This is a genomic window from Corynebacterium sp. CCUG 61414, assembly GCF_024453945.1.
Classification (GTDB): domain Bacteria; phylum Actinomycetota; class Actinomycetes; order Mycobacteriales; family Mycobacteriaceae; genus Corynebacterium; species Corynebacterium pseudogenitalium.
Map to the genome: position 1 here is coordinate 1 of NZ_JAGPYU010000008.1, position 21978 is coordinate 21978.

The window sequence follows — 21978 nt, forward strand, 5'->3', positions numbered from 1 at the left end:
CCCTCCAAGCGGCCAGGCCGCTCGTCGGCAACGAGGGATAACTTAACCACGAACCAACAAACAACACAAATCGCCTGGGAGGGACCGGTTTTTAAGCGTTCTCATCGTTGACTCGTTGCACCTTCGCACCGAGTTCATTGAGCTGCTCCACAAACCGTGGGTAACCACGGTCAATGTGGTAGACATCGTGCACCGTGGTCTGCCCTTCCGCGACAAGGCCAGCGAGGACGAGTCCCGCGCCCGCACGAATGTCGGAGCTCCATACATCCGTGGAGGAGAGCGTCGAAACGCCACGAAGAGCCACATGGTGGCCATCGATGTTGGCGTCAGCGCCGAGGCGCATCATTTCGTCGACAAACCGGAAGCGCGCTTCGAAGACGTTCTCCGTAATGACTGAAACGCCGTCGGCTACCGCGGAAAGTGCAATCGCCATTGGTTGCAGGTCTGTCGGGAAGCCGGGGAACGGCAGGGTCTGGTAGTCGACGGCCTTGGGGCGTTGGTTCATGCGTACGCGGAAACCGTTGTCGTAAGTCTCCACCTGCGCGCCAGCCAGCTTGATCTTCTGCAAAGGAAGGTGCAGGTGACCTGGTGCAATGCCGGATACCGTGATATCGCCCTGAGTAATTGCAGCTGCGTAAGCCCAGGTTCCGGCAACAATCCGGTCGCCAACCACGGTGTGTTGCGTCGGCTCCAGCTTTTGGACGCCATCGATAACAATTGTCGACGTTCCCGCACCCTCGATCTTCGCCCCCATGGCCCGGAGTATGTCGCAAAGGTCGACGATCTCCGGTTCACGTGCCGCGTTTGAGAGTGTAGTACGCCCCTCAGCAAGAACTGCCGCGGTGATGATGTTCTCGGTCGCACCAACCGAGGGGAAGTCGAGTGCGATGTCTGCGCCGTGCAGCTGCTGGGCGCGGGCAACAACGGCTCCGTGCTCAATGTGTGTCGTCGCCCCGAGCTTCTCCAGGCCAGACTGGTGCATATCTAGAGGTCGGGACCCAATCGCGTCGCCACCAGGAAGGGCGACATAGGCCTCACCGCAGCGAGCGACAAGCGGGCCAAGCACCGCGACGGATGCGCGGAATTGCCGGACGGCTTCGAAGTCGGCGTGGGGAGAAACCTCGGCAGGAGCGTGGATGGTGACGACGGTGCCGTCGATATCTACGGAGCAGCCGAGTCCGACGAGGACGTCCCGCATGAGGGGGACGTCGAGAATTTCGGGGCAGTTAAATAGCGTTGTTGTACCTTCGGCGAGCAGCGCTGCCGCCATGAGCTTCAACACGCTGTTCTTGGCGCCGTCTACCTTTACGACGCCTTCAAGCCGGGTACCGCCAGAGACTAAAAATCGTTCTTTCACGGAACCCAGCGTACCCAACAACGGTTACGGCAACGCCCCGATGCGACGAGCTGCGTTAACGGCCTCGTAGCGGGTGTGGGCCCCAAGCTTGCGCATCACGCTGCGGAGGTAGGACTTCACCGTCTCGGCACCGATACCCATCTCGGCCGCGGCTTCAACATTGGTATGGCCGAGCGCAACACAGGAAAGAACGTCGAGTTCACGGGCAGAAAGCTTCGTCGTCTGCTTCACGCGCACCGGGGAAACCATCTGGTCACACAGCTGCTCGATTTCCTTGCGAAGATTCTCATCGCCCACACGATTTGCCAGCATGCGCAGCTTCGAGTGCGTGGAGCGAACCTGCTCCCACTCCGCACTGTTCATAACGCGACCCGTCTTCTGTCCGGCGCGCGCGCCGTCGCCCTGCCTCAGGGCGGTATTGACCGCGAGGTCCTGCTCGAGACAGCGAGCCGTCATAGCAACCTCTTCAATCACCTTGTCGCCCAAACGCACCGGCGAGTGCACACCCACGTAAAGGACGCCACGGATCTCGCGCTGGGTAATTACCGGGACTGCAACGATGGAGTGCAGGCCTTCGTCTTGAATCTGCTTGTCGTACTCGTGGGAGATGACATTCGCGCGTGTGTAGTCGGAAATACCCACCGCGCGGCGCGTAGCGACGACCCTTCCACCTACACCGGCACCTGACTCAATGACAAGCTCCTGCAGAGCTGGAGTGCGTAGTCCGATCCATTGCGTGATCTGCAAACGGTTATCTGCCAGAAGGGTGCCATACATGGCTACGGGGATACCGGTTGCGGTTTTCAGCGTGGTCAACGCTGCCCGGATGGCGTCGTCGTCTTCCTTAAGGCACTGTGCGTCGGTCAATGATCTCTCGCTTTCCACCCGTTCGAGTGTCCCCTGTTTAGGGACACTGCTTGTCGAACTTGACTCAAAGCCCTTTCATCATAACGCGTTTTCGGGGGTAGCCAAACTTTGCACTTGCCACACATTCACAGAAACACAACCCCGGAAGTAGGTGAACAAATCGGTCTATTTGACAAAGACTAGCTGGTTCATGTCGCGAGTGTATAATCGCGCAACAAGAACGCAACGTAAGCGAAACATACAGGTAAAGGAGTTATTTTCATGGCAAAGATCGCAAAGTCAGTATTGGACCTCATCGGCAATACGCCGCTCGTAGAGCTCAACGGCATCACTGACGGGCTCAAGGCACGCGTCCTAGCAAAACTTGAGTTTTACAACCCGGCAAATTCCGTCAAGGACCGTATTGGTGACGCTATCGTCCGCGCGGCGGAAGCCTCCGGCGAACTGAAGCCAGGCGGCACCATCGTGGAAGCGACATCGGGCAACACCGGCATCGCACTCGCGCTCACCGGCGCTGCGAAGGGCTACAAAGTCATCCTGACCATGCCGGAGACAATGTCGCAGGAGCGTCGCGTGGTCCTTCGCGCGTACGGGGCAGAGATCGTATTGACGCCAGGCGCGGCAGGCATGAAGGGGGCCGTCGATAAGGCGAACGAGATCGTCGAGACGACGGAAAACACAATCCTGGCCAGCCAGTTCGAAAATGAAGCCAACCCGCAGGTCCACTACGAGACCACCGGCCCCGAGATTTGGAACGACACTGATGGGGAGGTCGACATTGTGGTTGCCGGTGTCGGCACAGGTGGCACGATCTCTGGCTCCGCGAAGTACCTCAAAGAGCAGAAGGAATCCGTCAAGGCCGTCGCAGTCGAGCCAGCTGCTTCCCCACTGCTGTCCACCGGCGAGGCAGGCCCGCACAAGATTCAGGGCCTCGGTGCGAACTTCATCCCTGGCACGTTCGACCGCAACGTCATCGACGAGATTATTACAGTCTCAAACGAAGACGCCGTCGCCACCTCACGCGAACTTGCGCTGAAGGACGGTGTCCTCGGCGGCATCTCGGCGGGCGCAAACCTCAAGGCGGCGCTCGAACTCGCCGCCCGCGACGAGAACGAAGGCAAAACGATCGTCGTGATCATTCCGGACTTCGGCGAGCGCTACGTCTCCACCGTGCTCTACGAAGACATCCGCGACTAGACCCAACGGGCACGACGCCACCCCGCGGGTGGTCGTTGATAGGATCGCCACATGATCAAAACGGCCATCCGCGTGATTCACATGATCCGCGAGGACCTTGCCAACGCGAGGGACCACGACCCGGCGGCGCGAGGCGACCTCGAGAACGCCATCGTCTACTCCGGACTCCACGCCATTTGGACTCACCGCGTGTGCCACTGGATGTGGCAACGCAACCTGAAAGGGCCCGCGCGTGTGCTCGCCCAGGCCAACCGGTTCTTCACCGGTATTGAGATTCACCCCGGCGCCACCATCGGCCGACGCTTCTTCATCGACCACGGCATGGGCATCGTCATCGGTGAGACCACCGAAATCGGCGACGGCGTCATGCTCTACCACGGCGTAACGCTCGGCGGACAGGTGCTTACACAGACGAAGCGCCACCCCACCATCGGCAACAACGTCACCATCGGTGCCGGGGCGAAGGTCCTCGGCCCCATCACAATCGGAGACAACACAGCGGTTGGGGCGAATGCCGTCGTCACAAAATCGATCCCGGCGAACTCCATCGCCGTCGGCATTCCTGCCAAGGTCAGGGAGCGCCAAGAGTGCGAAACAAAGCACCTCGTCGACCCCGACAAGTACTTCGACCCGGGCAGCTACGTCATCTAATCCGCGCTACTTGACGAGGTCCGCGTACTCCGGGTTCTGCGCAATGTAGCGCGCCACAGCGGGGCACGTCGGAATAACGTTGAGACCCTCGGAGCGGGCGTCGTCAAGCGCGAACTGCATCAGCGGCTTCGAGAGGCCCTGGCCGCGGAACTTCGGGTCCACCACCGTATGTGGCAGCTCCCGCGCACCGTCGACGTCAGCGTACGTGGCAAACCCGGCCAATTGCCCGTCGACAAATATCTCGTAGCGGGACTCCTGGTCATTCCTCTTCAGCTCGGGCTGTACTGCGTCGTGCTGCGACAAATCAACGCTCCAATCCTCGGGGACAGAAACACAAAACCCCTCCACCGCAGTGAAGGGGTTGGAGTGTGGCCAGAGCCAGGATCGAACTGGCGACCCCACACTTTTCAGGCGTGTGCTCTACCGACTGAGCTATCTGGCCAGAACAACACAAGTGCTGTTCGCGACCCTGACGGGACTTGAACCCGCGACCTCCGCCGTGACAGGGCGGCGCGCTAACCAACTGCGCCACAGGGCCTTATTCAATTTCGTACTCACGGCCGCTACACGGTCGCTTGCACGAGTCGATACTTTACACAGAGCTCTCGAACACAAGCAAATCGCCAGCACAAACCATATTTTTCGACGCCACTTCACCTCTTCATGTAGGCAGGTTGGACAAAATAAAAAGAGCCGGAACGTTTCCGTTCCGACTCTTCAAACATGGCGACCCTGACGGGACTTGAACCCGCGACCTCCGCCGTGACAGGGCGGCGCGCTAACCAACTGCGCCACAGGGCCATATGTTTTTGTGTTTCAACCTTGCGGCTGAAGTACCCCCAACGGGATTCGAACCCGTGTTGCCGCCGTGAAAGGGCGGAGTCCTAGGCCTCTAGACGATGGGGGCCCGCTGCGTTAACAGCTCGACCATCATAAGCCGATGCAGAATAACATCACAAATCACCAGTACATAGCAAGTTTTCAAGGGTGATTCGTTAGCCAAAATTTGCAAAGTGTAGTAACAGGATTGTAGTAATCCTCGAAACGGGAGTGCGGACAAGAGTTACTACAATCCTGTTACTACACTTTAAGCTTCGCGCCGACTCAAGCCATTCTGCATCCAACAAAAAGCGCCACCGACCGAAGTCGCGTGGCGCTGAATGTGGGCCCTGCGGGGATCGAACCCGCGACCTGCGGATTAAAAGTCCGTAGCTCTACCAACTGAGCTAAAGGCCCGTGCGCAACAACTTAGCACAACTCAAGGGTGGGCCGAAATCGTAAACCCACCCCGAAATGACCCTTCAGGACGCTACCCCCATATATGGTCATACTCCCTGGAAGTTAGGGGTTTTCGGTGCCTGCTACGGTAAATATATGACCATAACCTTTATTGGTTGTTTACGTTGAAGGAGTCACAATGCCGCTAGATTTAGTCGATCTGTCAAGGTGGCAGTTCGGCATTACGACGGTCTATCACTACCTTTTCGTCCCACTGACCATGGGACTCGCGCCGATGGTTGCGATCATGCAAAGCATCTGGCACAAGACTGGCGACGAGCGCTGGTACCGCGCGACCCGTTTCTTCGGAAACATCTTCCTCATTAACTTCGCAATGGGCGTTGTCACCGGCATCGTCCAGGAGTTCCAGTTCGGCTTGAACTGGTCTGAATACTCCTCGTTCGTGGGAGACGTGTTTGGTGCACCGCTCGCCTTCGAGGGCCTGACGGCATTCTTCTTTGAATCCGTCTTCCTCGGAGTCTGGATTTTCGGTTGGGGCAGGTTGCCGAAGTGGGCACACCTTGCGTCGATCTGGATTGTTTCGATCGCCGTGAACATCTCGGCGTTCTGGATTATTACTGCAAACTCGTTCATGCAGCACCCGGTGGGCGCTGTGTTCAACCCGGAAACGAACCGCGCTGAACTGGTTTCTTTCAAGGCGTTGCTGACGAACCCGACGGTGCTGTGGGCATTCCCGCACGCGGTGTTCGGCGCTTGGATGCTCGCGGGCACGTTGGTGTGTGGCGTCGCTGGCTGGTGGATGATCCGCGAGGCCCGCAAGGGCGATCCGGATGGGGATGCCGCGACGGTGTGGCGTTCCTGCACCCGCTTCGGTGCGTGGGTCATCCTCGCTGCAACGGTGCTCATCACGCTGACTGGTGACGAGCTGGCCAAGCTGATGTTTACGCAGCAGCCGATGAAGATGGCGTCGGCAGAGGCACTGTGCCACACTGAGCTGGATCCGCACTTCTCGGTGCTTTCTATCTCGACGTACAACGACTGCGAGTCCGCAACCCAGCTGATCGGCCTGCCATTTGTGCTTCCGTTCCTGGCACAGGGCAAGCTTTCTGGCGTTGAGCTGCAGGGTGTGCTGGATCTGCAGCAGTACTACGAGTCGCTGTACGGCCCGGGCAACTACACCCCGAACCTGTTCGTGACGTACTGGTCCTTCCGCATGATGATCTTCTTCATCGTCGTTTCCGTCGTGATGGCGCTGGTAGGCCTGTGGGTGACCCGCGGCAAGCGCGTGCCTACTGCGAAGTGGCTGGGCACCTTGTGCCTGGTGGCGCTGCCGGCTCCATGGCTGTCGAACATTTCGGGCTGGATCTTCACTGAGATGGGCCGTCAGCCGTGGATCGTCCATCCGAACCCTGCGTTCCAGGGTGGGGACCACCCGGGGATGGAACAGAACATTCACATGCTGCTGGACTTCGGTGTTTCTGACCACCAGCCGTGGCAGGTGCTGCTCTCTATGGTGCTGTTCACGGTGCTCTACGGCATCGGTGCGGTGCTGTGGGTATGGCTCATTCAGCGTCAGGTCCGCAAGGGCATGGACCAGCCTGGACTGCACGAGGGCGACTCCAAGCGCCTGAAGGATGTGCTCTACGGCCCGAACGCCGAGACCGAGTTGGAGCCGTTGAGCTTCAAGTCTTCGCAGGAGTCCGGCGCAACCACAACCACTGCGGACAACAAGGAGCTATAAATCATGGACTTGCAAGTGCTTTGGTTTGTGATCATCGGAGTGTTCTTCACCGGCTACTTCGTGTTGGAGGGCTTTGACTTCGGTGTTGGCATGTTGTTGCCGTTCATGAAGGGCGATGAAATCGAGAACGACCGTCGTCGCACGGCTGCGATCAGGACAATCGGCCCGATCTGGGACGGCAACGAGGTGTGGCTCATTACGGGCGGCGCAGCGATTTTCGCGGCGTTCCCTGAGTGGTACGCCACGCTGTTCTCCGGCTTTTACCTGCCGCTGGTGCTCATCCTTATGGGCCTGATTGTCCGCGGCGTGAGCTTGGAGTGGCGAGTCAAGGTGGACACGCTGAAGTGGCGCAGGCTTTGCGACGCCGGCACGGCGTTTGGCTCCTACTTGCCTACGCTGCTGTGGGGCGTTGGTTTCACGAACATCGTGATGGGCGTTCCGCTCAACGAGCAGGGCCGTCTGGACTCCTTCTATGACGGCTTCCTTGGCCTGCTCAACCCGCTCGGCCTGCTGGGCGGCGTGGCGTTCGTACTGCTGTTCATGCTGCACGGTGCGACGTTCCTTGGGTTTAAGTCCCACGATCCGCTGCGTGCTGAGATGCACGCGTTTGCAAAGAAGTTCATCGCTGGCCCGGCGATTGTGGTTGGCGCAGCGTACCTGCTGTGGATCCAGCTCACGCTGGGCGCTGGCTGGACCTGGATCCCGCTGGTGCTCGCTGCAGTTGGCCTGGTTGTCTCCGTGGTCGCGATTGTTGGCAACAAGGACGGCTTGGCGTTCTGGATGACGGCGTTCGCGATTATCTGCTGCGCGATTGTCCTGTTCGGATCGCTGTTCCCGGACGTGATGCCGTCGACAAGCGACCTGTTCGCTGGCTGGGATATCCGCAACGCGTCCTCCTCGCCGTACACCTTGAAGGTGATGACGTGGGCGGCTGTGTGCCTCACCCCGATCGTCCTGGCGGGTCAGATTTGGACCTACTGGGCGTTCCGGAAGAGGGTGTCGGTCTAGGCTATGGCCTCGCCGATTGACCCCCGGCTACTTCGCCTCGTTCCGCCCGTGCGCCAACTCATTGTGCGCACGGGCGTTGCGCAAGCTGCAGACACGTTACTGCTGGTGGCCCGGGGTATTTTGATTGGGTTTGTCGCAGCGTCGGCGGTGACGGAGCGCGCGGTTCCGCGTGCCTCGTTGCTGTTGGCGCTTGCTGGCGTTGTTGTGGCCCACGGCGTGTTGTCGTGGGTAGCGCAGCGCTGGTCCGCCGATGCGGTCGGCGGCGTTGTAGAGGACTTGCGGACGAAGGCGCTGCGGGCGTTGGCGAAGCAGGACCCGCGCGTGGTGGAGCAGGATTCGGCGACGTGGCGCCATGTGCTCACGCGCGGAATTACGGACTTCCGCCCGTATCTCACGGAGTTCCTCCCCGCCCTCTTTTCGACGGCCATCGGCACCCCAATCGTGGTGGCCGTCATCTTCTACTTCGACTGGATCTCTGGCGTGTTTTGCCTGATTACGCTGCCGTTGATTCCGATGTTTATGGTGCTGATCGGCAAGTTGACGGCGGATCACACCAAACGCCGACTCGAGGTCACAGCTGGGCTGGGTGCTCAACTGTCGGACCTGTTGGCAGGTGCTCCGACACTGCGCGCTCTGCACGCCACGAAGCGTCCTGCGCAGCAGATCCGCCAAACGGGCCAAAAACACGCGGACTCCACGATGGGAGTGCTACGACTGGCATTCCTGTCCTCGTTCGCATTGGAGTTCATCGCGACGCTGTCGGTGGCGTTGGTCGCGGTGAGCATCGGCCTGCGGCTGGTGACCGGTTCGATCACGCTGCTGGCCGGGCTGACGGTGCTCATCATCGTCCCGGAGGTCTTCGCACCGATCCGCAGGGTCGGCGCGAGTTACCACGCCGCAGCCGACGGCCTGAGCGCCGCCGAGCGCGTCCTCGAGCTTCTCGACGCCCCCTCCGCCACCACCGGCTCCTACATCGCCGAGGAACCCGGTGTGCGGGTACGCAACCTGAGCGTGCGTGGACGAGACGGAGTCCGCCCGGATGGGCTCACCTTCGACGCCCCGCGCGGCCAGGTCACGGTGCTGACCGGCGCGAACGGTTCTGGTAAGTCAACCACGCTGTTGGCGGTGCTGGGCCAGTTGCCGGATGCAATGGTTGGGGGCGAAGTGGGCGTCGAGAAGAAGGTGGCGTATCTGCCTGCGACCCCGGCGATGGAGCCTGGGACCGTGGGCTCGAACGTGGCCCTGTTCGGCGCGCGCGGGGACGTCAGCCTGGTAGGCGTGTCCGAGGCACATGCTGTCGGCCCATATGGGGACGGCATTTCCGCAGGCCAGCGACAGCGCGTCGGCATTGCGCGCACGTTCGCCGCGGATGCGGACGTGTTCGTGTTGGACGAGCCGACCGCGCACCTCTCCCCCGAGTTAGTTGACGAAGTGATACGAAGGATGCGCGGGCTGGCGCAGCGGGGCGCTGCGGTGCTGGTTGCGTCCCATGACCAGCGGGTACTCGACGCCGCGGACCAGGTGGTGCAGGTATGAGTGACTTGAAGTTTTTGCTGCGCATCGCGCAGGTGCGTCCCCGCGACCTGATCAGCCCGGTCATCGCCGGTGCGATCACGCTTCTGGCGGCGCTGAGCCTGACGGTACTGTCCGGCTGGCTGATTACGCGCGCGTGGGAGATGCCGCCGGTGTTGGACCTCTCGGTGGCGGTGACGGCTGTGCGCGCGTTGGGTATTTCGCGAGCTGTGTTCCGCTACCTTGACCGGTTGGTGGCGCACAAGCTGGGCCTGCGCGCGCTGACGACGCTGCGCGCCACCATGTACGACGCCCAGGCGGCCGCCGGCCGTGTGGGCCGCGGCGAGGGCCAGGCGCTGCTGGTGGCGGATACGGAGCGCGTGACGGATTACATCGTGCGCACGCTCGTCCCGCGTGGCGTCGCCGTGGTGCTCACGGTGGTAGCCATCGTGGGCGCGGCGCTGCTGCACCCACTGGCGGCGGTAGTCATGGCGGGTGGGTTCGCGCTCACGGGCCTGCTCATCCCCTACTTAGCGACGCGCGCTTCGCGCAACACCTTCCTTGTCGAGGCAGAAAACGCTTTCACGCTGCAGCTCGACTCGGTGCTGCACGACAGGGTGGAGTACGCCGTCGCCGGCAAGGGCGACGCGCTGATAGAGCAAGCCGCGCAGGCCTCGGCGGATGCGAGCAAGGCGTGGGCTCAATCCACGCGCCCGGAGGCCACCGCGTCTGCAATCCAGGCGTGGGCCACGGGCATCTGCGCGCTGCTGATTACGTGGTTGGCCGTCGAGACGTATACGGGCAACCCGGTGTGGCTGGGCATGCTGGTAATGCTGCCGCTGGCGGCCTTTGAGGCGCACGGCCCACTCGCGGGGGCTGCGGTGCACGCGGACCAGGCGAAGCGCAGTGCCCACCGCCTGCGCGAGGTCGCGGACCGCGCCGAAGAGACAACGAAGCTCAGCGGCGGCCCCCTCCCCCACCCGGAGACCGGCGTGGCCGTGCGGGCGGAGGCGCTGCGCACCGTCTACGGCGACCAAGCATGGGACTTCGAGCTTGCCCCTGGCCAGCGGATGCTGGTGCGCGGGCCGTCCGGCTGTGGCAAGACCACGATGCTGGAAACGCTCGCTGGGCTGCTGCCCGTCGCCGGCGGGACGGCGGCCATCGCGGAGGGTGCGCGTCTGTTCGCGGAGGACGCCTGGGTGTTCGCCACGACGGTGCGGGAGAACCTGCTGGTTGCCAACGGCGACGCCAGCGATGCCCGCATGGCCGAAGCGCTGGAGGCGACCGGCTTCGAGTTCGACCTGGACTTCATGCTGGAAAACGGCGCGAACTCACTGTCCTCCGGTCAGCGCCGCCGACTGTTGCTGGCACGCGCGCTGGTCAGCGACGCCCCAATCCTGCTGCTGGACGAGCCAACCGAGCACCTCTCCATCGACGCCGCGGAGCACCTCCTCGACGTCCTGCTGCACGAACCGCTACCCGGCGCGCTGCCACAGCGCACGGTGATTGCGGTCGTACACGTCGACGGGCCCGTCGGCATCGAGGTTGCTGCCTCGCCGACGGGCCCGGATGCGGTGTCGTAGCTGGCGCTACTTCTTCATCGTGCCGGTTTCCATGATGCGGGTATGGAAATCGAACGCGTGACGCAGATCGTGTGGCGTCTGCTGGAACTTGCTCTTCGACGCCAGCTCCACGTACTCCTCGAGCAGTGGGCGGTAGTCGGGGTGAGCGATCGCGATCATCTTGGCCACACGGTCACGTGGAGCGAGGCCGCGCAGGTCAGCTACACCGAACTCGGTGATGAAGACCATCGCGTCGTGCTCGGTGTGGTCCACGTGGGAGACCATCGGGACGATGGAGGAAATCGCTCCGTCCTTCGCGGTCGCCGGGGAGATGAACGAGGAGATGTAGGCGTTGCGGGTGAAGTCGCCAGAGCCGCCCAGAGCGTTCATGATGCGGGAACCGTTGATGTGGGTGGAGTTCGCGTTGCCGTAGATGTCCGCCTCAATCATGCCGTTAGAGGCGATCAGGCCGGTGCGACGGATGACCTCCGGGTGGTTCGAGATCTGCTGCGGGCGCAGGATGATGGACTCGCGGTAGCGCTTGGCTTCCGCGTTCATCTTGTCTGCGTACTCAGGGGACAGTGAGAAGGACGTTGCGGATGCGACGGACATCTTGCCGGCGTCGATAAGGTCGACCATGCCGTCCTGGATAACCTCGGTGTACGCCTGGATGTTCTCAAACTTCGAGTCCATCAGGCCCGCCATCACGGCGTTCGGCACGTTGCCCACGCCGGACTGCATAACGTAGCCGTCGTAGGTGAGGCGGCCGTGGCGCACCTCGTGCTCGAGGAAGTCGAGGAAGCTCGCGGCGATGCGCTCAGAGGTCTCGTCCGGAGCCTTGAACGGCGCGTTGCGGTCCTCAGCGTTGGTCTTAACGACGGCGACGACCTTCTCCGGGTCGATCTCGATGTAGGTAGTACCGATGCGGTCGCCAGCCTTGGTGATCGGGATCGGGATGCGGTTCGGCAGTGGTGGCACGAGCCAGATGTCGTGCATACCTTCAAGGTCGAGCGACTGCCACTCGTTTACCTCGATGATGATCTTCTTCGCCGCGTTGAGGTACTCAACAGAGTTGCCGACAGACGAGGAAGGCACGATGTTGCCCTCCTCGGTAATGCGGACCGCCTCGACGATCGCGACGTCCACGTCGCCGAAGAACCCCTGCTCAACCATCATGCCGGAGTGGGACAGGTGGATGTCCTGGAACTTCATCTCGCCGGCGTTGATCTTGTTACGCATCTGCGGGTCAGACTGGTACGGCATTCGGTAGCGCAGCGCATTTGCTTCCGCCAGGACGCCGTCGCACTCCGGTGCCGTCGAGGCGCCGGTGAACAGGTCGATTGCGTACTCCCGGCCAGCGTTGTGCTCGTCGGTTGCCTTGGCTGCGATCGCAGCAGGCATTGCCTTCGGGTAACCAGCGCCGGTGAATCCCGAGATACCGACCTTATCTCCATGGTTCACGAACTGGGCAGCTTCCTCTGCAGTCATGACCTTGGCGCGCAGCTTGTCACTCGCGATACGCTCGCTCATTAAAAACCTCACTTCGTGTTGATGATTCAGATATCACACCACCATAATTGTGACTTAGGTCTTACGGCAGAAAACTACGCAAACATCCAGAAAGGTCACCCTCACTGGATACCCCCTACCGAGCGAAGCGGGCGTCGACAAACAAAAGGGACATCCGAATTGGACTGCGCAGGCAGTGGCGGGAACAATGGGAGCACTATGAATCCACATCTGAGCATCGGCGGCCTGGAGCTGAACTCCCCCGTCCTCCTCGCGCCGATGGCCGGCGTGACCAACATGCCGTTCCGCGTGCTGTGCCGCGAAATTGAGCAGGAGCTCACCGGCACCACCTCCGGGCTGTACGTCTGCGAGATGATCACCGCCCGCGCGATGGTCGAGCGCAACGAGAAAACGCTCAGGATGATCAGCTTCGCCGATGTGGAGCAGCCGCGCTCCATGCAGCTCTACACCGTGGACCCCGCCTACACGTACGAGGCGGTGCGCATGATCGTCGAGGAAAACATCGCCGACCATGTGGACATGAACTTCGGTTGCCCGGTGCCCAAGGTCACCCGGCGCGGCGGCGGGTCGGCCATCCCGTATAAGCGCAGGCTGTACGGCAACATAGTGGCCGCGGCTGTCCGCGCGGCGGAAGGTTCGGGGGTGCCAATTACGGTGAAGTTCCGCATCGGCATTGACGACGACCACCACACGCACATGGACGCGGGCCGGATCGCCGCCGAAGAAGGGGCGGCGGCCGTGGCGCTGCACGCGCGTACCGCCGCCGAGCGCTACTCCGGGGCGGCGCACTGGGACGAGATCGCCCGGCTGGTTGAGCACATGCGCGGCACGGGGCTGCCGGTGATCGGCAACGGGGACATCTTCGCTGCCAAGGATGCGACCGACATGATGGAGCAAACCGGCTGCCACGGCGTGGAGGTAGGCCGCGGGTGCTTGGGCAGGCCGTGGCTGTTCGCCCAGATTGGCGCGCAGCTGCGCGGGGAGCCTATCCCGCCGGAGCCGACGCTCGGGCGCGTCAGCGGCATCATCGCCCGCCACGCGGAACTGCTCGCGGAGCACGTCGGTGAGCAGCAGGCCTGCCGCGACATCCGCAAGCACACCGGCTGGTACCTGCGCGGATTCCCGGTTGGCGGCGAATTCCGCAAGGACCTGGCCCGGGTGGAAACGCTCGATGAGCTCGGGGCGCTGCTGGCGACCATCGCGGACTCCGAAGAACTCGCCGAACACGCCGACGACGCCCGCGGCCGCCAGGGTTCCTCCTCCAAGGTTGCGCTGCCTGAGGGCTGGCTCGACGATCCGGAGGACGCCACCGTGCCGGAGGGCGCCGAGATCGAGAACAACGGCGGCTAAGCCTTGCCTCGTTGATCAGGCCGTACCTATTACTATGGCGGGCATGCGTACCGCCTACCGTGAACACCTCGAAGCCTTCAACCGCGACCTGCTGCAGATGTGCGACACCGTGCGCGAAGTCATGCAGCTGGCGTCCACCGCGCTGCTGGAGCAGTCACTCGAGGACGCCGAGCATGCCCTCAATGCGTCCGACCCGCTCAAGGAGCTGAAGCTGCGCTGCGAGGAGCGCAGCATGAGCCTGCTCGCGCTGGAGAACCCGGTGGCGGGAGACCTGCGCCAGGTGCTGTCCTCTATCTATATCGTGGAGAACTTCTCGCGGATGGGCGCGATGGCGAAGCACATCGCGAAGCTGGCGCGGCTGCGGCACCCCTTCCCCGTGTTGCCGAATACGGAGCACGCCCCGATCGCTGAGATGGCCGCCCGCGTGGACGAAATGGTCAACATCACGCACGACCTGCTGCTCGACCCTGACGCGGACGTCGCTGTTGAGCTCAACGCAATCGACGAAGGTGTCGACGACCTCCACGACTACCTCAACGCCATCACAACGTCCGACTCCTGGGAGCACTCTGCCCGGGAGGCTGTCGATGTGGCGCTCGTCTCCCGCTACTACGAGCGCTACGCGGACCGCTGCGTGAACGTCGCAGGACGCGTCGTCTTCCTGGTCACGGGCCTAAACCCGAAGGAGTACATGAAGCAGCGCGACGAGGACGCGTTTGACCGCCACTCGAAGCTGGCGGCAATCGAGCGGCGGTTCAGAGCCAAGAAGTAGCGGCTAGCCGAAGCGGCCAGCGATGTAGTCTTCGGTTTCCTGCCGTGACGGGTTCTCGAAGATCGTGGTGGTGTCGTCGAACTCGATGAGCTGGCCAGGCTTACCGGTTGCTTCCAGGGAGAAGAACGCCGTCTTGTCGGACACACGCGCGGCCTGCTGCATGTTGTGTGTCACGATCACGATGGTGTAGTTCTCCTTCAGCTCGTGGATGAGTTCCTCCACGGCCAGGGTCGAGATCGGGTCGAGGGCGGAGCAGGGCTCGTCCATAAGCAAGACCTCGGGGCGCACCGCGATGGCTCTCGCGATGCAGAGGCGCTGCTGCTGACCACCTGAAAGGCCACCACCCGGCTTGTCCAGGCGGTCCTTGACCTCGTCCCACAGGTTCGCCGCGCGCAGGGAGCGCTCCGCGACGTCCTTGAGCTCCTTCTTGTTCTTCACCCCTGCCAAGCGCAGGCCCGCCACGACGTTGTCCTCGATGGACATCGTCGGGAACGGGTTGGCCTTCTGGAACACCATGCCGACGGTGCTTCGCACCGACACCGGGTCCACGTCCTTGCCGTAAATATTGTGGCCGTCCAGAATAATCTCGCCCTGCACGGAGGCGCCCGGGATCACCTCGTGCATGCGGTTGAGCGTGCGCAGCACGGTTGACTTGCCACAACCCGAAGGGCCGATGAACGCAGTGACTGCCTGCGCGGGAATCTCCATGGTGACGTCCTGCACCGCGTGAAAATCACCGTAGTAAATGTTGACGTCACGCATCTGAAGCTTCGACATATTGCACGTAATCCTTATTTCTTCACTGAAAACTTCGCGGCAATCAACCGCGCGAGCGCGTTGAGCACAACAACAATGATGAGCAGTGTGAGGGCCGAGCCCCACAGCCTGTCGGCGGCCGCACCCGTGCCGCCTGCCTTCCACATGTCCAGCATGAACAGCGGCAGCGAGGACTGCGGCTGACCAAACATGCCGACCCAGTTCACGATCGGCGTGGACCCAACCAGGATCAGCACCGGCGCGGACTCGCCCATCACGCGGGCAATCGCCAGCATGATGCCGGTGGTGATGCCGGAGAAGGCCGTCGGCACCACAACGCGCACGATGGTCTTCCACTTCGGCACGCCCAGGGCGTAGGACGCCTCACGCAGATCCATCGGCACCACGCGCAGCATCTCCTCCGTATTGCGCACCACCACGGGCAGCATCAGCAGGATCAGCGACAGCGCGACCGCGAAACCGGAGCGGGCCTGCCCCAGCACCGTAATCCACAGCGCGTAAATGAACAGCGCGGCAACAATCGACGGCACACCTGACAGGATGTCCACCATGAACGTGGTCAGCCTGCCCAGCTTCCCGCCCTTGTCATACTCCACCAGGTAGATCGCGGTGGCCACGCCAATCGGGATCGCAATTATCGACGCCACCAACGTCTGCGCCAGCGTTCCTACAATCGCGTGCAGCGCACCGCCGCCCTCCTTGGTGGCGCGGATACCGACCATGTCCGTGGTCCACCAGGTGACGTCGCTAATGGCGCCCCACCCGCGGCCGACCACCGTGACCAGCAACCACAGCAGCGGCAGCATCGCGAGCACCATCGTGGCAGCCACGAGCGTGCCCATCACAGCGCTTTTGATCGTGCGCGACTTCGCCACGGGGGTAAATGGCGACATAGGCTTTGTTGTCATTTACTTCTCCTCACAATCGCGCGCGCTGCAGCGTTGACCGCGAACGTAATCACGAACAGGACCAAGCCCGCCGCGATGTAGGCGCCAGCGCTAATCGGGTTGTTGAACTCCGCCGATGCATTCGCAATAGCGGTTGCGAAGGTGGTGCCGCCGTCGAAGAGCGAGCCGCGGAACAGCGGTGCCGGGGAAACCACCATGTACAGCGCCATCGTCTCGCCCAGCGCGCGGCCCAGCCCCAGCATGGAACCGGCCACGAAGCCGGACTTGCCGAACGGCAGCACCGTCATCCGCACCACGTCCCAGCGCGTCGCACCCAACGCCATCGCTGACTCGATGAGACCGCGCGGCGTCTGCGTGAAGATCTCGCGGGCGGTGGCTGCGATGATCGGCAAGATCATGATGGCCAGCACGATGCCACCGGTCAGGATGTTGCGGCCCGTCGCGAACGACGGCGAGTTTTGGTAGTGCGCGAAGAGGAAGAAGTCGCCTCCCCAGGAATGCACCCACTCGTAGAACTTGCCGAGCGCGGGTCCCAGCACTTTCGCGCCCCAGATGCCGTAGACAATCGACGGCACCGCCGCAAGCAGGTCCACCAGCACCGCGAGCGGGCGCACCATGCGCTTCGGCGCGAAGCTCGAAAGGAACAGCGCCACGCCGAGAGCGACCGGCATCGCGATCAGCAACGCGATGAGCGAGATCATCACCGTGGAGAAGAACAAGTTCGGGATACCGAAACGCATTGCGTCCAGGTTCGCCGTCTCCCACGGGCCCGAATACGTCAGGAACCCGAGGAAGCCACCCTCGTTCCGCAGCAGCGGTGGCAACGCCTCCAGCAGGAGGAATGCGCCAATCGCAGAAATGATGAGCGTGATTAAAACCGAAGAGGACGTCGATACGCCCTCGAAGACGCGGTCCCCGGCTCGGCGCCGGGGGCGCGCCTCAACTTGAGCTGTAGCCATTGTTACTGAATCGCGTTGATAGCCTCACGGAGACGCTCAGCGTGCGCGCCCGACACCGGGATGAAGCCCTCGGACTCCAGCTCGCTGTCCTGCGAGTCCAGCGCCACGTTCAGGAAGTCACGCACCATGCCAGCGGTTGCGGCATCGTAGCCAGCCGAGCACACAATTTCGTAGGTGGTCAGGATCAGCGGGTAGAAATCCGCATCCTTCGACGCGAACAGTGCCTCCGAGTCCACCACCATGTTGTGGCCCTCCGTGGAGAACTTCATGTGTGCCAGCGCGTTGCCCACGGTGGTGGAGTTCAGCTCAACCGGGCCGTTGCCGAAGTCAACCTTCGCAATCTTGTCTGCGAAGCCCGCCTCAACGTAGGTGATCGCGCCTGGGGTGTTTGCCACCTGGTCAGCGACACCGGTGGAGCCATTCGCACCGGAGCCGACCTCCGTCGGGAACGCCTTGCCCTTCGACTCCCACTTGCCATCCGACGCCGCAATCAGGAACTTCTGGAAGTTATCCGAGGTACCCGACTCATCCGCGCGGTAAACGACGTTGATCTTCTGATCCGGCAGCTCCACGCCCGGGTTGGACTCCGCAATCTTCGGATCATTCCAGTTCTTGATGACGCCCTGGAAGATCTCCACGATGTTGTCAACGCTCAGCGTCAGCTCGTCGACGCCCTCCAGGTTGTATGCAACCGCGACAGGCCCAATCACGAACGGCAGGTGCCACGCCTCGTTGCCACCGCAGCGCTCCGCCGCCTTTGCGACTTCCTCTTCCTTCAGTGGCGAGTCAGAGCCTGCGAAGACCACCTGGTTATCCAGGAACTGCTTCACGCCAGCGCCGGAGCCGGTCGGGTTGTACGCAAGCGTTGCCCCCGGAACGTCTGCCTCGTACACGGTACGGAAGTAGTCCATCGCGTTCTGCTGCGAAGACGCGCCCTCCGCCAGCAGCTGCCCAGTTTCGCCGGAAAGTTCGTACTCCCCTGCGACTGCAGCATCGGAACCGGGGGTATCCGTTGCGGAGGTGTCCGCCGCATTGTCTGCACCGTTGCCACACGCAACCAACGCGGCCGACGCTACCGCCAACGCACCGAATACTGCTGCAGAACGCTGATTTTTGAAATTCACGTGGAATACCTTTCCAAGAAATAGTGACCTTTAATGTTCGAGGAGTAACGCTAAAGCGTGATGGTGAACACTAAAGGCCCCTATTCGTGAACTTCACATGAATGTTGCGTGACGGTTGGGTTTAATCACCCGCCGCTGCCCCCGCCGCTTTATATACGACGTGGCGCTCCGCGACCTGGAATCCAAGCTCCTCGTAGCGCTTCACGGCCGGGGCATTGTCCGCCTCAACGTAGAGGATCACGGCCGGGCTTCCCTGCTCCGCGAGGTGAACCAGCCCCAGTTCCATCAATACGCCGCCAAGGCCGTGGCCGCGGAAGGCGTCCGCCAAGCCGACAACGTAGACCTCTCCGGTGCCGTCCGGGTGGCGCTTCGTCCAGTGGAAGCCCGCAAGCTCCTCGCCGCGGTAGAGCAGCCACACCCCGGCTGGGTCGAACCACTCCGCTTCCATCGCGCGGTGCAGGCGCTCGATATCCCAGCCGCCTTGCTCCGGGTGCCAGGAAAATGCCTGGTTGTTGGCTTCCAGCCACGACTTTTCGACGGCCCCACGGCCCCACTTCGCGCTCGCCTCGGTGAGGTTGAACGCCTCGTACCCCTCGGGCAGCTCCACGGGTTCAGCGCGCACCTCGTCCAGACGCATCACGAGCAGCTCGCGCACCGGGCGGAGCCCGAGGAGCAGTGCGACCTCGTGGGCGTCGGGCAGGTTGCCGTGGGCCCATAGGCCGGCGGCGGGGTCTTGGGCGAAGGCGGCGTCGACAAGGCTGCGGCCCATCCCCTGACCACGCGACTGCGGATCCACCGCGAGCTCCGCCGAACCGTCCGGGGCGAACCCTACTACTCCTACAACGTCGTCGCCCTGTCTGACTACCAGGTGGTTGTGGCCCAGGCGGGCGTCGTGAAGCCCATTGAGGAACTGCTCGGAAAAGGCGGCGATGCCGTCGTAGTCCGCGACGCGCTGCAGCATCGCCTCGACCTGTTTGGCCGTCTCCGGCTGTTCCGGCAGCGTGAGCGGTTGGGGGTGAAAGCGAGTGTTCGTCATGCCCCAAGGCTAGCGTGTGTGTACAACTAGAGACGTGAAGAAACGGTCGATCGCCCTCGGGCTCGTTGCGGTGCTGTGCGTCGGTGGCGCCGCCGACACCCTGTTCGCCTCCGGTGTGGAGCGCACGCTCTCGAGGCAGGCCGCGCAGCTCAACGGGCTCGAAGTAGCCCCCGAGGCCTACATCTCCGGATTCCCGGTGGCGCTGGCTGCTGTGACCGGAGCTGTGTCAAGGGTGAGCCTGCACTCCGTGGACGTGCCGGTGGCGGGCGTCGGCGTGGGCAACGCCGGGGTGGAGCTGATCAACCTGGAGCTGCCCGCAAACGCCGGGCAACGCTTGCGCCGCGCGGATCTCACCGGCGCGCAGGCCGACGTTGTACGCCGCACAGTGCGCCTCGACGGCGTCGCGTTCGGCCAGCTCCTCGGCATGACCGACCTCGACATCGCGCATCCCTACGACATCTCGCCCTCCGGCGGCACCGCGAGCGAAGCTCGCATGACCGGCACCGTCCCCGGCACGGACATTCCCACCACAGTCGTGGTCACCCTGCGCCTCGACGGCCCCACCTTCCGCATGCGGCCCAGCCAGCTTATCGACGTCCCCTCCGACCTCACCGACCGCGTCATCGACGCGTACACCCTGGACAGGGACACCCGCGACCTGCCGCTAGGCGGCCAGGCCGACAACGTGCAACTTTCCGGCGGCTCCATCGAGTTTTCCCGCGACCGCATCAACACCGTCGTGGAGGCCAGCGACCTCGCGCCGCTGGTGTAGGACGTTGTAGCCTGGTACGCATGAGTGAAAAACTAAACGGAAACGAAGCAGTCAACCTCGCCGCGGAGCAGTCGAAGGCGACTGCGCACCGCAATATCCCAGCGCTTGGGTTTGATGAGATGCCGCTGCCAGCGGACACGGCAAACCTGCGTGAAGGCCCCAACCTGCACGACGGCCTCTTAGCACTTCTGCCGCTGGTCGGCGTGTGGCACGGCGAGGGCCAGGCCAACGATAACGGCGACGAGTACGCGTTTGGCCAGCAGCTGGTCATCTCCCACGACGGCGAGAATTACCTCCGCTTCGAGTCCCGCATCTGGCGCCTGGACGAGGACGGCAAACCCACCGGCGCGGACCAGCGCGAGGTCGGCTTCTGGCGCATTTCCCTGAAGGACGAAATCGAGGTCACCCTCACCAACTCCCGGGGGCTCACCGAGATCATGTACGGCACACTGCTCAACGAGCGCGCATGGCAGCTGACCAGCGCGTCGACCATCGTGACGGAAACGGGCCCCGAGAACCACGGCCCCGGCAAGCGCGTCTACGGCCTGATGCCAAACAACAACCTCGGTTGGGTTGACGAGCGCGCCGTCGACGGCGAGATGGTCCCCTACATGTCCGCCGAGCTCAAGCGCGTCGCCGGCTAAGCACTAGGGCTTACAGGCTTTTACAGGCCGAGACTCGCGTCGAGCGCCTGCTGCACCAGCTCCTGGATCTCCCGAGCGTTCTCGGGGGCCGGGAGCTTTTTGTCATTCAGGCGCTTCACCCTCGTCGCCATCCGCGTGGAGCTCACCAGCCACACCGACTCAGCCTTGAACAGCTCATTGAGGTAGATGTCTTTCTGCTTGCACTTCCAGCCGCGCTCGGATGCGTACTCGAACAGCGCGGCCTGCGTCGTGCCCGGCAGGATGCCCGGCCCCGGCTTCGGCGTGCGGATCCGCCCGCCCTTCTTCACCACGATCACCGTCGAGTTCGCACCTTCCAGCACGCGCTCGGTGGTGGGGTCGATGTAGATGACGTCGTCGTGCCCGTGGCTCTTCGCCCAGCGCAGCGCAGCCATGTTCGCCGCATAGTTCAAGGTCTTCGCGCCTACCTGCATCCACGGCACTGCGTGCTCACCGGTGTCCAGGGAGTAGCCACGCGAGGTCGTCATCACCGATACCCCGCTCTTGCGCTGTTTCAGGGCAGTCTCGTCGATGGGGCGCACCGTCAGCCACGCCGTGGGCACCCCGGTGGTTTCGCGGCCGCGCGTCATCGTCCACACGCAGCGCGCGTCCACTTCCTCCGGCTCGCTGCCACGCTCGCGCACGTAGTCGGCCACCGCCTCATTCGTCGCCTTCACCCAGTGGTCCACCCCCGGGTCCGGCAGGTCGAGTGTGCGGGCGCTTCGCCGGAAACGCTCAATGTGGGCCTCAAGGTTGGCGGGCACCCCCTTCCGGATCAGGATGGTTTCGAAGATGCCGTCGCCACGCGTGACGGCGGCGTCGTCCCAAAACACGTGCGGCATGCTGGCGTTTTGGCGTCGAATAGAACCGCCGAACGGTTCCACAAGATAGATCACTGGAGCTGGTAACAAGTGCGACGAACCCATGCGTTCATAGTATCCCGCTACGATGGTG

General features: G+C 62.8%; 20 protein-coding genes and 5 tRNA genes. 10 read left to right on the plus strand and 15 right to left on the minus strand.

The features are described from left to right. Window positions 1–91: 91 nt before the first annotated feature. Together murA and ramA are read right to left on the minus strand one after the other, a co-directional pair. Window positions 92–1357: a UDP-N-acetylglucosamine 1-carboxyvinyltransferase gene (gene murA / locus KBX14_RS07045; RefSeq protein ID WP_256042162.1), complete on the minus strand. Its 1266-nt coding sequence runs from the start codon at window positions 1355–1357 to the stop codon at window positions 92–94. 24 nt (window positions 1358–1381) lie between these two features. Beyond that, the gene (gene ramA / locus KBX14_RS07050) at window positions 1382–2224 is read right to left on the minus strand and encodes an acetate metabolism transcriptional regulator RamA (protein WP_070478053.1); all 843 of its coding nucleotides are present in this window, start codon (window positions 2222–2224) and stop codon (window positions 1382–1384) included. A 261-nt stretch (window positions 2225–2485) separates the two neighbouring features. Between ramA and cysK the strand changes: the two genes are divergently transcribed. Both cysK and epsC read left to right on the plus strand, forming a co-directional pair. Continuing rightward, window positions 2486–3421 carry a cysteine synthase A gene (cysK, locus tag KBX14_RS07055; protein WP_070361960.1) on the plus strand — a complete coding sequence of 312 codons (936 nt, stop codon included), beginning with the start codon at window positions 2486–2488 and terminating at the stop codon, window positions 3419–3421. A gap of 51 nt (window positions 3422–3472) precedes the next feature. Further along, window positions 3473–4072: a serine O-acetyltransferase EpsC gene (gene epsC, locus KBX14_RS07060; RefSeq protein WP_071573159.1), complete on the plus strand. Its 600-nt coding sequence runs from the start codon at window positions 3473–3475 to the stop codon at window positions 4070–4072. A 6-nt stretch (window positions 4073–4078) separates the two neighbouring features. Here epsC and KBX14_RS07065 read toward each other — a convergent pair whose 3' ends face one another. The 6 genes from KBX14_RS07065 to KBX14_RS07090 form a co-directional block, all read right to left on the minus strand. Then, complete coding sequence (locus KBX14_RS07065) at window positions 4079–4375, minus strand: GNAT family N-acetyltransferase (RefSeq protein WP_070361958.1); 297 nt, start codon at window positions 4373–4375, stop codon at window positions 4079–4081. 66 nt (window positions 4376–4441) lie between these two features. Beyond that, window positions 4442–4514 (minus strand) — tRNA-Phe (locus KBX14_RS07070). A 22-nt stretch (window positions 4515–4536) separates the two neighbouring features. Beyond that, window positions 4537–4610: transfer RNA gene (locus KBX14_RS07075), tRNA-Asp, on the minus strand. A gap of 186 nt (window positions 4611–4796) precedes the next feature. Further along, window positions 4797–4873, minus strand: a tRNA-Asp gene (locus tag KBX14_RS07080). 33 nt (window positions 4874–4906) lie between these two features. After that, window positions 4907–4979 (minus strand) — tRNA-Glu (locus KBX14_RS07085). 256 nt (window positions 4980–5235) lie between these two features. After that, window positions 5236–5308: transfer RNA gene (locus KBX14_RS07090), tRNA-Lys, on the minus strand. 181 nt (window positions 5309–5489) lie between these two features. Between KBX14_RS07090 and KBX14_RS07095 the strand changes: the two genes are divergently transcribed. The 4 genes from KBX14_RS07095 to cydC are packed head-to-tail and all read left to right on the plus strand — an operon-like array spanning window position 5490 to window position 11155. Beyond that, a complete protein-coding gene (locus tag KBX14_RS07095) occupies window positions 5490–7052 on the plus strand; it encodes a cytochrome ubiquinol oxidase subunit I (RefSeq protein ID WP_070361957.1) in 1563 nt (520 codons plus the stop codon). Between the two features lie 3 nt (window positions 7053–7055). Then, on the plus strand, window positions 7056–8060 hold the full coding sequence (gene cydB, locus KBX14_RS07100; RefSeq protein ID WP_256008636.1) for a cytochrome d ubiquinol oxidase subunit II: 1005 nt from the start codon (window positions 7056–7058) through the stop codon (window positions 8058–8060). 3 nt (window positions 8061–8063) lie between these two features. Then, entirely contained in the window at window positions 8064–9596 is a 1533-nt protein-coding gene (locus KBX14_RS07105; protein WP_256042163.1) for an ABC transporter ATP-binding protein/permease, read from the plus strand. Further along, window positions 9593–11155 carry a thiol reductant ABC exporter subunit CydC gene (cydC, locus tag KBX14_RS07110; RefSeq protein ID WP_256042164.1) on the plus strand — a complete coding sequence of 521 codons (1563 nt, stop codon included), beginning with the start codon at window positions 9593–9595 and terminating at the stop codon, window positions 11153–11155. The genes KBX14_RS07105 and cydC overlap by 4 nt, the downstream gene beginning before the upstream one ends. Before the next feature lie 6 nt (window positions 11156–11161). On the opposite strand, the gene KBX14_RS07115 is transcribed toward cydC, so the two are convergent. Continuing rightward, entirely contained in the window at window positions 11162–12664 is a 1503-nt protein-coding gene (locus tag KBX14_RS07115) for an acetyl-CoA hydrolase/transferase family protein (RefSeq protein ID WP_256042165.1), read from the minus strand. A 198-nt stretch (window positions 12665–12862) separates the two neighbouring features. Here KBX14_RS07115 and dusB point away from each other — a divergent pair, with 198 nt between their 5' ends. Beyond that, window positions 12863–14014, plus strand: a complete 1152-nt coding sequence (dusB, locus tag KBX14_RS07120; protein ID WP_070361952.1) for a tRNA dihydrouridine synthase DusB — start codon at window positions 12863–12865, stop codon at window positions 14012–14014. Window positions 14015–14057: 43 nt separating this feature from the next. Further along, window positions 14058–14786, plus strand: coding sequence for a PhoU domain-containing protein (locus KBX14_RS07125; RefSeq protein WP_070363440.1), 729 nt, complete (start codon window positions 14058–14060; stop codon window positions 14784–14786). 3 nt (window positions 14787–14789) lie between these two features. On the opposite strand, the gene pstB is transcribed toward KBX14_RS07125, so the two are convergent. From pstB to mshD, 5 genes are all read right to left on the minus strand, one after another. After that, window positions 14790–15563 (minus strand): phosphate ABC transporter ATP-binding protein PstB, encoded by a 774-nt coding sequence (gene pstB / locus KBX14_RS07130; protein ID WP_070361951.1) that lies wholly within the window; start codon window positions 15561–15563, stop codon window positions 14790–14792. A gap of 14 nt (window positions 15564–15577) precedes the next feature. Then, window positions 15578–16471, minus strand: a complete 894-nt coding sequence (gene pstA, locus KBX14_RS07135; RefSeq protein WP_370687079.1) for a phosphate ABC transporter permease PstA — start codon at window positions 16469–16471, stop codon at window positions 15578–15580. Then, a complete protein-coding gene (pstC, locus tag KBX14_RS07140) occupies window positions 16468–17430 on the minus strand; it encodes a phosphate ABC transporter permease subunit PstC (RefSeq protein WP_070361949.1) in 963 nt (320 codons plus the stop codon). Before pstC ends, pstA begins: the two co-directional genes overlap by 4 nt. A 2-nt stretch (window positions 17431–17432) precedes the next feature. After that, window positions 17433–18554: a phosphate ABC transporter substrate-binding protein PstS gene (pstS, locus tag KBX14_RS07145; protein WP_256042166.1), complete on the minus strand. Its 1122-nt coding sequence runs from the start codon at window positions 18552–18554 to the stop codon at window positions 17433–17435. 121 nt (window positions 18555–18675) lie between these two features. Beyond that, entirely contained in the window at window positions 18676–19590 is a 915-nt protein-coding gene (mshD, locus tag KBX14_RS07150) for a mycothiol synthase (RefSeq protein WP_256008633.1), read from the minus strand. A gap of 34 nt (window positions 19591–19624) precedes the next feature. Between mshD and KBX14_RS07155 the strand changes: the two genes are divergently transcribed. After that, entirely contained in the window at window positions 19625–20362 is a 738-nt protein-coding gene (locus KBX14_RS07155; RefSeq protein WP_256008632.1) for a DUF2993 domain-containing protein, read from the plus strand. 20 nt (window positions 20363–20382) lie between these two features. Then, window positions 20383–21006, plus strand: coding sequence for an FABP family protein (locus tag KBX14_RS07160; RefSeq protein ID WP_256042167.1), 624 nt, complete (start codon window positions 20383–20385; stop codon window positions 21004–21006). A 20-nt stretch (window positions 21007–21026) separates the two neighbouring features. Here the strand turns inward: KBX14_RS07160 and KBX14_RS07165 are convergent, their stop codons facing one another. After that, complete coding sequence (locus tag KBX14_RS07165) at window positions 21027–21950, minus strand: aminodeoxychorismate lyase (protein ID WP_070478072.1); 924 nt, start codon at window positions 21948–21950, stop codon at window positions 21027–21029. Between the last annotated feature and the right edge of the window lie 28 nt (window positions 21951–21978).